The 12,403-nt window shown below is 35.4% G+C and carries 14 protein-coding genes; 9 read left to right on the top strand and 5 right to left on the bottom strand.

Features of this window, described 5'->3' with window-relative positions; genetic code table 11:
* Nucleotides 1-145: 145 nt before the first annotated feature.
* Entirely contained in the window at nt 146-697 is a 552-nt protein-coding gene (locus A2530_RS11470) for a thiamine phosphate synthase (protein WP_294885241.1), read from the top strand.
* Here A2530_RS11470 and A2530_RS11465 read toward each other — a convergent pair.
* Nucleotides 681-1,931, bottom strand: a complete 1,251-nt coding sequence (locus A2530_RS11465) for an NAD(P)/FAD-dependent oxidoreductase (RefSeq protein ID WP_294885242.1) — start codon at nt 1,929-1,931, stop codon at nt 681-683. The two genes, A2530_RS11470 and A2530_RS11465, sit on opposite strands and share 17 nt — an antisense overlap.
* Before the next feature lie 41 nt (nt 1,932-1,972).
* On the opposite strand from A2530_RS11465, the gene A2530_RS11460 reads away from it, so the two are divergent.
* Both A2530_RS11460 and A2530_RS11455 read left to right on the top strand, forming a co-directional pair.
* Nucleotides 1,973-2,659, top strand: coding sequence for a tRNA-uridine aminocarboxypropyltransferase (locus A2530_RS11460; RefSeq protein ID WP_294885243.1), 687 nt, complete (start codon nt 1,973-1,975; stop codon nt 2,657-2,659).
* A gap of 43 nt (nt 2,660-2,702) precedes the next feature.
* Nucleotides 2,703-3,461: a carbonic anhydrase gene (locus A2530_RS11455; RefSeq protein ID WP_294885244.1), complete on the top strand. Its 759-nt coding sequence runs from the start codon at nt 2,703-2,705 to the stop codon at nt 3,459-3,461.
* A 7-nt stretch (nt 3,462-3,468) separates the two neighbouring features.
* Here A2530_RS11455 and A2530_RS11450 read toward each other — a convergent pair whose 3' ends face one another.
* Genes A2530_RS11450 through pgsA form a run of 3 tightly spaced genes read right to left on the bottom strand, consistent with a single transcriptional unit; the run spans nt 3,469 to nt 5,751 of the window.
* Entirely contained in the window at nt 3,469-4,143 is a 675-nt protein-coding gene (locus A2530_RS11450) for a YggS family pyridoxal phosphate-dependent enzyme (RefSeq protein ID WP_294885245.1), read from the bottom strand.
* 4 nt (nt 4,144-4,147) lie between these two features.
* Nucleotides 4,148-5,200, bottom strand: coding sequence for an RIP metalloprotease RseP (rseP, locus tag A2530_RS11445; protein WP_294885246.1), 1,053 nt, complete (start codon nt 5,198-5,200; stop codon nt 4,148-4,150).
* On the bottom strand, nt 5,197-5,751 hold the full coding sequence (gene pgsA / locus A2530_RS11440; RefSeq protein WP_294885247.1) for a CDP-diacylglycerol--glycerol-3-phosphate 3-phosphatidyltransferase: 555 nt from the start codon (nt 5,749-5,751) through the stop codon (nt 5,197-5,199). Before pgsA ends, rseP begins: the two co-directional genes overlap by 4 nt.
* A 130-nt stretch (nt 5,752-5,881) precedes the next feature.
* Between pgsA and A2530_RS11435 the strand changes: the two genes are divergently transcribed.
* On the top strand, nt 5,882-7,051 hold the full coding sequence (locus tag A2530_RS11435) for a 1-acyl-sn-glycerol-3-phosphate acyltransferase (protein ID WP_294885248.1): 1,170 nt from the start codon (nt 5,882-5,884) through the stop codon (nt 7,049-7,051).
* Here A2530_RS11435 and A2530_RS11430 read toward each other — a convergent pair.
* A complete protein-coding gene (locus A2530_RS11430; RefSeq protein WP_294885249.1) occupies nt 7,037-8,314 on the bottom strand; it encodes an MFS transporter in 1,278 nt (425 codons plus the stop codon). The two genes, A2530_RS11435 and A2530_RS11430, sit on opposite strands and share 15 nt — an antisense overlap.
* A 92-nt stretch (nt 8,315-8,406) precedes the next feature.
* On the opposite strand from A2530_RS11430, the gene A2530_RS11425 reads away from it, so the two are divergent.
* Genes A2530_RS11425 through amrS form a run of 5 tightly spaced genes read left to right on the top strand, consistent with a single transcriptional unit; the run spans nt 8,407 to nt 12,252 of the window.
* Nucleotides 8,407-9,174 carry a glycerophosphodiester phosphodiesterase family protein gene (locus A2530_RS11425; RefSeq protein ID WP_294885250.1) on the top strand — a complete coding sequence of 256 codons (768 nt, stop codon included), beginning with the start codon at nt 8,407-8,409 and terminating at the stop codon, nt 9,172-9,174.
* A gap of 13 nt (nt 9,175-9,187) precedes the next feature.
* The gene (locus tag A2530_RS11420) at nt 9,188-9,460 is read left to right on the top strand and encodes a DnaJ domain-containing protein (RefSeq protein ID WP_294885251.1); all 273 of its coding nucleotides are present in this window, start codon (nt 9,188-9,190) and stop codon (nt 9,458-9,460) included.
* Between the two features lie 14 nt (nt 9,461-9,474).
* On the top strand, nt 9,475-10,605 hold the full coding sequence (ald, locus tag A2530_RS11415) for an alanine dehydrogenase (protein WP_294885252.1): 1,131 nt from the start codon (nt 9,475-9,477) through the stop codon (nt 10,603-10,605).
* Nucleotides 10,592-11,203 carry a methyltransferase domain-containing protein gene (locus A2530_RS11410; RefSeq protein ID WP_294885253.1) on the top strand — a complete coding sequence of 204 codons (612 nt, stop codon included), beginning with the start codon at nt 10,592-10,594 and terminating at the stop codon, nt 11,201-11,203. The genes ald and A2530_RS11410 overlap by 14 nt, the downstream gene beginning before the upstream one ends.
* 23 nt (nt 11,204-11,226) lie before the next feature.
* Nucleotides 11,227-12,252, top strand: coding sequence for an AmmeMemoRadiSam system radical SAM enzyme (amrS, locus tag A2530_RS11405; RefSeq protein WP_294885254.1), 1,026 nt, complete (start codon nt 11,227-11,229; stop codon nt 12,250-12,252).
* Nucleotides 12,253-12,403: the final 151 nt, after the last annotated feature.

Here is a 12,403-nt window from a genome sequence, read left to right as displayed (position 1 = left end):
TGGCAGTTTATAAGATAAGAAGTTAAAAACTTATAATAAAATATGTCACATTGGCGTCACTAAAACCTCTATTGATTACTGTAGGGTATAATTGTGGGTAAAGAAAAAAAATTAAAAAAATAAATATATTTTTTGGATTGATACAATGAATAGATATTTAATAACTTCAAGAGATTTTTACGGTGACATACCTGTCGTTTTTTCTCAAACTTTGCATAATCAGCTAAAAAAATATACACCTGAATATGTTTTATATAGAGATAAATTAAACAAAAATTACGATATTCAAGCAGCTTATTTTATAAAAGTCTGCTCCGAATATAAAGAGACTAAAAGCTTTTTACATCAACATGTAGATTTGGCAAAGGAGCTTAATGCGACTGGGGTACATCTAACTTCAAGCCAGTTTGATGAGATAGAAAAAGCAAAAAATATTGGGCTTGAAGTTATCATAAGCACGCATACTCATCAAGAGGTTTTACGAGCTCAAAAACTAGGAGCAGATGCCGTGACATACAGTCCTATTTTTGCTTCTCCAAACAAGGGAGCGCCAAAAGGTATAGATGCCTTAAAAGAGCTTTTAGAAGTGTGTGATATAAGTGTTTTTGCTCTTGGCGGAATAGTAGATAAATCACATGTAGATATGATTGAACAGACAAAAGCTTACGGTTTTGCTTCAATTAGATATTTTTATTAAGTTGCCCTGCTAAATATCCTGAAGCAAAAGACCATTGGAGGTTATATCCTCCGCATGGACCGTCAAGATTCATAACCTCTCCGCAGAAATATAAACCGTTTATTATTTTGCTCTGCATGGTTTTTGGCTCTATCTCTTTTAAGTCAATTCCGCCGCGTGTAATCATAGCCATTTTAAAACCGTCATGTCCGCTAACGGTTAACGGTGTCCATGCCAAAAGAGAAACAAGTTTTGCTTTTTGTGCACCTGATATTTTTTTGTAAGTTGTTTGAGGGTCTATATCTGCTAATTGACACAACTCGTTAGATATAGAAGTTGGAAGCAGGGTGCTTACCAGTTCTAGCATATTTACATGTGGATTTTTTAACATCTCGTTTTTTAGATGTTTAGTAATTTGCTCTTCATTCATCCCTTTTGTCATGTTTAAAAGTATAGGCACTTCTCCGTATTTGTCTAATAGCGGGGTTATCTCTCTTGCAAAATCCAAAACTACCGGACCTCTGATGCCGTTTTTTGTAAAAATCAAATCTCCTGTTGCTCTTAGTTTTTTATGTTTTTTTAAATCAACTCTAAGTTCAACTTTTGCAATTGTATCGGCGCGGCAGTTTGCAACCCACTCCTCTTTTGTTAAAAGTGGCATCATAGCAGGATGAAGCTGGGTTATTTTATGTCCTAGCTCTTTTGCTATTTCATAGCCATCTCCTTGGGCTCCTAAGGTAGGGTATCCAAGTCCTCCGGTTGCTATTACTATATTTTTTGCATTAAAGATTTGATGTGTAGTTTGAACCCCTGCTATTTTATTATCTACATGTAAAAGTTTTTCTACCTTTTGAGACTTTAAAACTTCTATTTTTAGTCTTTGCATTTCGTTTTCTAGTGCAGATATTATTGTTTGCGAAGTGTGAGAGGTAGGAAAAACTCTAAAGCCATCGGGAGCATGAGTATCGACTCCTATCTCTTTAAAAAATTGTATTAAAGCTTTGTGGTCAAATAGATTTAGGGCATCTTGCATAAAACGTCCGTCTCTGCCGAATTTTGCCATAAAATCTTCATTTGATAATGTATTTGTAAGATTACAGCGTCCCCCGCCGGTAGCTTTTAGTTTTGCACCGATTTGTGATAGTTTTTCTAAAAGCAGAACACTTTTTCTATCTCTTGCGGCAGTTATGGCAGCAATTATTCCAGCAGCTCCGGCTCCAACAATGATAACATCATACTCTTTTTTTAAATCCATTCGATATTTTAGTATAATTCATATTATTTTACAGGTTGAAGATGCAGACAATTTATGGTGATAGAGAAAAATGTTATAACTGTTACAGACCAAAAATTTCATGTATGTGTCAACATGTTAATCCGATTGATACTAAAACAAAATTTATTATTCTTATGCATCCAAAAGAGTTTAAAAAAGTAAAAAACGGTACAGGTCATTTAACTCATCTCTCTTTAAAAAATTCAAAACTTTTTATCGGTACTGATTTTACAAACCATAAAGAGATAAATAAAACAATCTCTACATGTAATTGTTACATACTTTATCCTTCAAAAGATGCGATAAATATAAGTAAACAAAGTTTATTTGAAGATAAAAGTACAGATACGAACAAAGAAAGAGTAATATTTCTAATAGACTCTACATGGTCATGCTCCCTAAAAATGCTTAGAGATTCCAAAAATTTAAAGCAACTAAAACATATAAGTTTTGAGACTATTAAGCCCTCGGAATTTAAGATAAAACAACAGCCTCAGGAATATTGTTTATCAACGATAGAATCAACTTTAAGTGTTCTTGAAATTTTAAATGAGCAGGGTATAGAAGATATAGATAAAAAGAGTATAGAAGGATTTTTAAACCCTTTTTATAACATGATAGAGTATCAAGTGAAGTGTATAGAAAATCCCCTAAGTAATGCAGTTAGATATAGAAAAAGAGATAATTTTAATTTTAGACAACAGTAGTTATAATAAATAACACATAAAAATTTGTTATAAAAGGGATTATATGAATGTGGGTAGAATTTTAGTAAACACTTTGGTCGCTATTTCTTTGAGCAGTGTTTTATCAGCTAGCGGTCACGGAACACATTGGGGTTATACAGGGCATGAAGGTCCTCAAAATTGGGGTTCGTTATCTGCTGATTACGGTCTGTGCAAAAGCGGTAAAAGCCAATCTCCGATAAATATCACTTCAAGCGTTACGGTTGAAGCAGGAGATTTAGAAAAAATAGTATTTGATTATAATACGGATATCTCATCGGTTATAAATAACGGTCATACGGTTCAGGTGAATTTTGATGAGGGAAGCACTATTATGGTTGATAATATAAAATTTCCATTAGTGCAATTTCATTTTCATACGCCAAGCGAAAATCAGATTGAGGGTAAAAAATTTCCGCTCGAAGGACATTTTGTACATGCTACAAAAGATGGCTCTTTAGCAGTAGTTGCTTTAATGTTTGAGGATGGGGCAGAAAATCCTTTTATAAAAAAAGTATGGACAAAAATGCCTCATGACGCAGGTAAAAAGGAGTCGTTAAGTATTTCTGCAAACGAAGTGAATGCACTTTTGCCGCAAGATAAATCTTATTACAGATTTAACGGTTCTTTAACGACTCCGCCGTGCAGTGAGGGTGTAAGATGGCTGGTTCTTAAAAATTATACAACAATCTCCAAAGAGCAAACAAAAGAGTTTTTAGAACTTTTTCATCATGCGAACAATAGACCGATTCAAAGCATAAATGCAAGAAAAGTAATAAAGTAACTACCGTTTATTTATTAAACATAATAGAGCCGAGTCTTATCATATTAGACCCGCACTCTATTGCAAGTTCAAAATCTCCGCTCATTCCCATGGAACAGATTGTCGCACCTTCAAGCTGTTTATAAATTTCGTAAGTTGTTTCAAAACTTTTTTTGATTAAAGCTTTATCTTCACTGTGCGCACCTATGCTCATTACACCTTTTAGATGAATATTCGGACACTCTTTTTCTATCTGTCTGTAAATTTCAATAGCATTTTCAGGTATAACGCCGTGCTTTGATTCCTCTTTTGCGGAGTTAATTTGAAGAAGTGCATCGAGTGTCATATCTCTTGCCTCTAGTTTTTTTTGTAGTTCATGTGCTAAGTCCAAAGAGTCAAGAGCATGAAATAGGGCAGGGTTGATATCTAGCAGATTGTTTATCTTGTTTTTTTGCAAATTTCCTACAAAATGCCACTCAATAGGCAACTCTTCAAGCTCACTGCTTTTTGCCTTTAGGTCTTGAACTTTGTTTTCGCCGAATGCTCTTTGACCTATTTTATAGAGCTTTTCTATCTCTTTGGCAGTCGAATATTTACTGATTGCTACTATCTTTACAATATGGCGTTCGCCAAATCTTACTCTTGCAAATTCAACTCTTCTTATTACGTTGTCTATGTAAATTTTATACTCTTCTTGTGTCATCTCTTTATCCTATAAGTCTATTAATATCGTTATAAATTCCGAGTCCCATTAGTGAAAAAAGAACTACCCAACCTGCAATAGTGAGTTTGATAACTATAGCTTCACTTGCTTCTCTTTTAAAAATCAACTCATAAAAATTAAACATTATATGTCCGCCATCAAGTGCAGGAATCGGAAGCAGATTTAAAACACCGAGGTTTACCGATATCAGTGCGGCAAAAAAGAGTACGCTCATCCATCCAGCAGCAGTAGCGTCAGATGTAAGCTTGACTATGGATATAACTCCGCCAAGCTCTTTCGCAGGAACTTCTCCGACTAAAAGTTTTTTAACTCCGGTAAAAATCATAGTAGAGGCAAAAATAGTCTGCTCTGTCGCGTAAGATATTGTTTGGCTTGGACTTAATTCAAGTTTATGTGAAACTCCGGCACTGCCAATTCCTATCATTTTCTTTTGAATTACTTCATTGAACATATTTGTGCTTTGGGTTATTTTAGGCGTCAATACTACATGTTGAATAAACCCGCCTCTCTCAATCTCAAAATCAAGTGAACCTTCGGATGTTTCAATAATTTTTGCCATCTCATTCCACGTGGTAATCTGTATGCCGTTTATAGAGCGCACCGTATCGTTTGACTCTACTCCTGAGATAAATGCAGGAGAATCTTTAACAACATTTCCTATTACGGGAGAGAGTATTTCAGGACCGCCAAGAGCAATTATAAAATAGAGAAAAAACGCTAAAACAAAGTTTGCAAGAGGACCTGCAAGAAGGATAAATATCTTTTGAGATGGAGATTTTACGTTGTAGCTGTCGCTGTCATAGCTTTTTTTAGTAGGGTCGCTATCATCTTGACCCTTCATTTTGACATATCCGCCAAGAGGGAAAAGTGCCAACTTCCACTCCGTTCCCCATTTATGAAATGAGGCAATTTTTCGCCCGAAGCCTATGCTAAAAGTCTCGACATAAACACCCATTAGACGCGCTGCAGTGTAGTGACCTAGTTCATGAAAAAATATAAGTGCCGATAAGACTAAAAGAGATACTATAAAACTCATTGATTTTTACCTTTTAAAAGAGAAGCTCTAAATCCGTAAAGATACTCAAACCCTGAATAGAGCGTAAGTGCAACGGCAAACCATAAAAGTTCAGTACCGTATGGCCAGTGCATAAGTAAAAATCCTATTGCAAACATCTGAGCTACAGTTTTAATTTTTCCTGCCCACGACGCTTTTACGCTAAGGCCTTCACTAACTGCAACAGTACGAATACCTGTTATAAACAGCTCTCTGATTATTATAATATAAATTGCCCACGCACTAGCTTCCCCAATCATCATAAGCCCTAAAAAAGCGGCAATCGTGAGCATTTTATCGGCAAGAGGGTCGATTATAGCGCCAAGCATAGTCATCTGATTCCACTCTCTGGCGATATAACCGTCAAAAAAATCAGTAACACTAGCAAGTACAAACAGTAATGAAGCTGTGTAATAGTTCCAAGATATATGATAACCGTTTTGTGTAAAAAAATCAGGATTTAAAATTATCCAGAACATAAGAGGCGCTAAAAGGATACGTAAAAACGCTAAGAGATTAGGAAGATTTAACAAAAAAAGCCTTGTTTATTTATTTGCGTATTTTAACTTTTTGGCTCTTAATTTAGGCTTGACAAGTATTATTATCCTTGACAATAGATTTATATCTTAGATATTATTAAAAAAGATATAAAGGTGGAAAAATATGGATTTAAATAAAATAAAAGAGCAGGTACTCTCTTATACTTCTTATATAAAAGAATTAACGATAATTATACAAAACGGTTACCCATTTGCATTGGTTACACCGGATTTTGAAGCTCTAAAAAGAGCAAAAATTATAAATATAGAAGAGGAGATAAGATGGTATGCGATTGAGCTTTACAACATGAAAGCAGATGAGCAGGAAAAGATAAAAGGGTATGAGATTTTGACGACGCCTATTTTAAAAACAGAGGATGAGCCAAATGACGAGATTTACACTGTTTTAAAATTATATGTCTCTACGTTAAGCACAAATGAAATTTTTCCATCTTCGCATTTGGAACTTGACTTAGGACTTGATTCACTCAACTATGTAGAGCTTTTTGTATTTATACAAGAGAGTTTTGGAGTTAAAATTGATGAAGCGATATTTTCAAACATTATGAGCATGGAATCTCTTTACATGTATATAAAAAATAGGAGTTTACATGTTAAAAATTTTCAATTTAGATGGGAAGATATTTTAGCGCAAAATATTGATGAGAAATTGGTATATTCGCCATTTATAATGACTTTATATAAAACTTTTCTCTATCCGATTTTTAAATTATATTTTCGTCTTGAGGTCAAGGGAAGAGAAAATATATTATCATCTACATGTATAATCGCACCGTCTCATCAAAGTATGCTTGACGGTTTTTTAATAGAATCGATACTGCCTTATAAAATTTTAAAAAAGAGTTTCTTTTTGGCATATAAACAGGTTTTTGGTACTACACTTTTGGAACCGATTTCAAGAAACGGACAGACGATATTAATAGATGCAAACGAAAACCTTAAACATACCATGCAGTACTGCGCATTGCCGATAAAATCAGGAAATAATCTCGTTATTTTTCCTGAGGGTGCTAGAACGCGTGACGGAGAGCTTTTAGAGTTTAGACCGTATTTTGCAATGCTTAGCAAAACTTTTGACGTGCCTATTGTTCCCGTTATGATTGACGGTTCTTACGAAGCCCTAAAAGCAGGCAAGTTATTTCCAAGACCAAAAAAAATAAAAGTCGTTTTTTTAAAACCGATATATCCAAATGGTTTAAACTATAATGAGATAACTGCATTGGTAAGAGAATCGATAGAGAGAGAACTAAAGCAAAAATCAGTTATGAACTAGAGCATCATGTAATTCTTTTTCGCCTTTTTCTTCATCTACAAAGTATAATAAAGCTCCGCCTAAGATGAACAAAACGGATATCGAGGCTATAGAGATACGTGAACTATGAGTAAACAGAGCAACGCCGGCTATCAGTAAAGGTCCAAAGATTGCAGCAAACTTACCCATAAAATTGTAAAAAGCAAAAAATTCCGCAGAGTACTCCTTTGGAATCATTTTTGAGTAGTATGAGCGGCTAAGTGCTTGAATACCGCCTTGAACAAGTGCAATCATAACGGCAAGTATATAAAACTCATATACTTCTTGCATCAGTGAAGCTAGTGTAATAATAAGTAGATAAATTCCGATTGCAAGATATATCGCTTTTTTTGTATCCCAAAAGTGTGCTATTTTTGTAAAAATAAGAGTAGCAGGAAAACCGATAAATTGAACAAGAAGCAGTGCAAATATCAGATTTTTAGAATCAAATCCAAGAGCCATTCCATAATCAACAGCCATTCGAATAATAGTGTCAACACCGTCAATATATAGCCAATAAGCAACCAAAAAAAGAGCTACATGTTTTAGTTTCGTGATTTTTCTAAAGGTGTTTTTTAATCTTATGTAACCGTCTTTAAAATGGTTATGAGTTTTTTTATCTGCTTTTTGCTCCTCTTTTACAAACAGCATCAGCGGAATCGAAAATATAGCCCACCAGATAGCTACGCTAATAAATGACGCTTTTACGGCAGCAGCATTACTCTCTAAACCAAAAAAAGCGTAATCCTGCACCATCCATACATTTAAACTAAAAAGAATCCCGCCTCCTAGATAACCAAGAGAAAAGCCGAGTCCTGAGACAAAATCTACATTTTTTTTACTTGAGACGGATTGTAAAAGTCCGTCATAAAACGTATTTGAACCCATAAAACCGATATTGCCGAGAATATAGATAAAAGCCGCCATCTGCCACTCGCCTTCTTGTACAAGCGACATTGAGGCACTCATCAAAATACCCAAAAAGGCAAATATAAATAAGAAGCGTTTTTTAAATGAAGCTGCATCCGCAATAGCACCTAAAAGAGGTGCAATTAGAACAATAATGAGACTAGATACGGAATTGGCTATGCCAAGCTGTGCGGTGCTGAGGGTTACATCGGTTTGAGAGCTATAATATGATTTGAAAAAGAGTGGAAAAAAACCTGCCATAACAGTTGTTGCATAAGCAGAATTTGCCCAGTCATAAAGTGCCCACGAGTAAACACTTTTTTTCTCACTTTGCATATACACCTCTGCTTAATATCATATTTTCTATATTGAATTGTCAATTTTACCACAAAAGCATATATTGAATAAAATAAATGATAGAATAAGATATGAATTTTTTAAAATTACTCAATTTATCGGGTTTATTCGCCGCACACAGAGGTGCTCGTTCTATCGCACCTGAAAATACTCTTTTGGCATTAAAAAAGAGTGTAGGGCATTGTGATTTTGTTGAAGTGGATGTGCAGTTAAGCAGTGATGAAGTTGCTATTATTATGCATGACGATACGCTAGAGAGAACTACAAATATCAGTCAAATCGACTCTTTAAAATCTCGAAAGCCATATAGAGTTTGCGACTTTACATTTGAAGAACTTAAAACTCTTGACTATGGAAGCTGGTTTTATAAAGAAAAAAAGCAAAAAGAAGCAGTGCTTACGCTACATGATACTTTGGCATTTATAAAAAAGAATGAGATGTTTATAAATGTAGAAATTAAAGATATGTATGGTCTATTTGACGATGAAAAAGTAGTTTCAATCGTTATTGATGAGATTAAAAAAACAGACATGTTGCAAAGTGTTTTGATTTCTTCATTTAGACATGAGTATTTGAAAATATTGAAAGAAAAATTGCCTGATATACCGACTGCCGTTTTGGTTGAAGATAGTCATCCCGATAATTTAATAGAGTATTTAAAAGAGTTAAGGGCAGATGCATACAGTTTTAATAATGAGTTGGCTGATGAGAAGATTGTCAAAAAGTTAAGAGAAGCGGGATTTTATGTAGGCGTATATACAGTTAATGACTTTGAACGAGTTAAAGAGTTGTTTGGTATGGGTGTTAATTATATCTTTAGCGATATTTTATATAAATAATATGGAAATGTAGATGAATTACGAGAAGTTTGAAAAAGCTCTTGAAGTTTTAGATATTGTTACTCGCATAACGCAGAGTGAGCTAAAAGAGAAGTACCTTAAACTCTCAAAAATCTATCATCCCGATATGCCGGATGGAGATGCAAAAAAATTTAAAGAGATAAATGAAGCGTATAAACTTGTAAATTCTTATATGCAAAATTTTAGATTTCAGTTGGATGAGGATGAGTTCTATGGGCAAAATCCTTTTTCTAGAAAATCAAAGGATTGGTTTTACAGTTATTGATTTAGGAGCAAAATATGATAATCGGAATTCCAAAAGAGGTTAAAACTGATGAGTATCGTGTCGGTATCACTCCTTTAAATGTTGGAGTGCTTATTAAAGAGAATCATAAAGTCATAGTTCAAAGCGGTGCGGGAGATGGTAGTGGCTTTAGTGATGATAGTTACCTCAATGCAGGTGCGCAGATAGTTTCAAGTGCCAAAGAACTCTATAACATGGCAACTTTGATAGTAAAAGTAAAAGAGCCGCAATCATCCGAATACGATTTTTTAAATGAGAAACACACCCTTTTTTGTTACTTACATTTAGCACCCTTAAGAGAACTTACATCCGTTTTAGTAGAGAAAAAAGTTTGCGCTATCGCTTATGAGACGGTAGCGGTAGATAATGAACTTCCCCTTTTAAAGCCTATGAGTGAGATAGCAGGCAAAATGGCTCCAATTGTCGCAGCTTATCATTTGAGCCGTTATCAAGGCGGAGAGGGTGTTTTAATAAGCGGTACTGATGGGGTACCATCCGCAAAAGTGCTTGTAATCGGAGCTGGAAATGCAGGATTTAATGCTGCAAAAATTGCACTTGGAATGGGTGCTGATGTAACAGTGATAAACCGCAGTGCTCCAAAACTACAAGAGTTGCAAAAAGTACTTCCACATGTAAAAACAGCTCTGTACTCTACACAAAAATTTGAAGAGTTATTAAAAGATAGCGATATTGTTATAAGCAGTGTACTTATTCACGGCGGCTCATCTGCTCCTAAACTCATTACGCGTGACATGTTAAAGAGTATGAAAAATGGAGCTGTTTTTGTAGATATCGCCATAGATCAAGGCGGAACGGCAGAGAGTTCAAGACCTACTACTCATACAAATCCTGTTTTTACACAAGAGGGAGTTCTTCACTACTGCGTTGCAAATATGCCCGGAGCTTATCCAAAAACTGCATCGGTAGCACTGTCAAATGCTACTATCTCTTATGTAAAAAAGCTTTCAAACGGAGTCGTAGAAGCTATTAAAAATAACAGCTCTTTAGCTTTGGGAGTAAATGTTTTTAAAGGACATGTAACAAATTTGGCAGTTTCAAAGATACATGGTTTTGAGTTTAAAGAAATTGAGTCGTGTTTGAGGGAGATAAGCAGTGAAATCAAATAATGAGATGGTTGATTATCTTATAGACGTAGGTGCCCTATATTCGGCTCATATAATTGATGCATTTAGAAATGTTGACAGGGCTGATTTTGTAGTTGATGGAAGTGATTTTAATATTTATGAAGACTATCCGCTTGGCATAGGAGAGGGACAAACTATCTCTCAGCCTAGAACAGTCGCTATGATGATGGAGATGCTCTCTCCGCAAGAGGGGCAAAAAATACTAGATATCGGAAGCGGCTCCGGATGGACGACGGCACTTTTAGCATATATCGCAGGAGATAACGGTTTTGTAATCGGAGTAGAGAGAGTAGGCGAGCTTGTAGAGTTTGGAAGAGAGAATCTTAATAAGTACGGTTTTAAAAATGCTAAAATTATTCAAGCCGAAGATGAACTCGGTATAAAAGAGGAGCAGTTTGAACGCATACTTGTTTCTGCAGCTGCGGATGAGTTTCCGCAAGAGCTTTCAAAACAGCTAAAGATAGGCGGAAAAATTGTTATTCCGATACAAAATTCAATCTATGAAATGACTAAAAACAAAAACAGTGAACTTGAAGTAGTGGAACATTACGGATTTGTATTTGTTCCGTTGATTTATTGAGAATTCGCATTAAGGAGAATATCATGTCACAAACAGCATGGCTTAGTAAAAAACTAGATAGTGGGAAAATTTTGTGTCAGGCATGTGCGCAAGCTTGCAAACTTGACGAGGGCGAGTATGGAATATGTGGAGTTAGACGTGTAGAAGACGGTGAGCTTAAGCTTCTTGTTTACGGTCTTGCCGCGGCTGTAAATATCGACCCCGTAGAGAAGAAGCCGATGTTTCATTTTTTGCCAAAAACAAGAGCTTTTTCAGTAGGAACGGTCGGTTGTAATTTCGCATGTAAATTTTGTCAAAACTACGATATATCTCAGTATCCAAAAGAGCATGAGCATAGAATCGTAGGTCGTGAACTTCCGCCACAGAAAATCGTTGAGTTAGCGATAGAAAATGAATGTGACTCGATAGCTTACACATACAATGAGCCGATAGTTTTTTTTGAATACACTTACGATACTGCAAAACTGGCACATGAGAGAGGGCTTAAAAATATCTATGTTACAAGCGGTTATGAGACAAGAAAAGCCATAGATCTGCTCGCACCTTATATAGACGGAATGAACATAGACATTAAGAGTTTTTCGGATGAGTTTTATAAAGAGATATGCGGAGCAAGACTAAAACCCGTACTTGAAGCGGTAAAGTATGCTCATGAGAAGGGAATCTGGGTAGAGATAACAACTCTTTTGATTCCCGGTAAAAATGACTCTGATGAAGAGATACGAGGCATTGCAAAATTTATAGCCGAACTTGATACTTCTATGCCATGGCATCTCTCCGCATTTCATCCGACATACAAGATGCTTGATGTTAACCGCACTCCTGAGTCCACGCTTATAAGAGCTTATAAGATAGGAAAAGAAGAGGGGTTGAAATATCTTTATGTAGGCAATGTTGATAATGAAGACTATGAATCGACATATTGTCCAAGCTGTAAAAACAAGGTAATTGATAGAAGCGGAAATATAGGTCAGTTTGTGACAAACAAACTTGACAAAAATGGCAAGTGTCCATATTGCGGTTATCTGCTTGAAGGAGTTTGGTACTAGGTATATATGATTGTTATGCATATAGACTGTCACGGTTTTTTTCAAAACCTTGCAGTGACGGTACTTTGTCATTGCGAGCGTAGCGTGACAATCTAGTTTTTAGAGGTACCTTTAATATTTTTATCATTTAAATAAACATTTTTCGTGTTAG

Origin of the sequence: Sulfurimonas sp. RIFOXYD2_FULL_34_21 (assembly GCF_001830805.1) — a bacterium.
In the GTDB taxonomy this organism is placed as follows: Bacteria; Campylobacterota; Campylobacteria; order Campylobacterales; family Sulfurimonadaceae; genus Sulfurimonas.
Note: the sequence above shows the minus strand (reverse complement) of the source record. Positions and strands in the feature narration are given on the sequence as shown.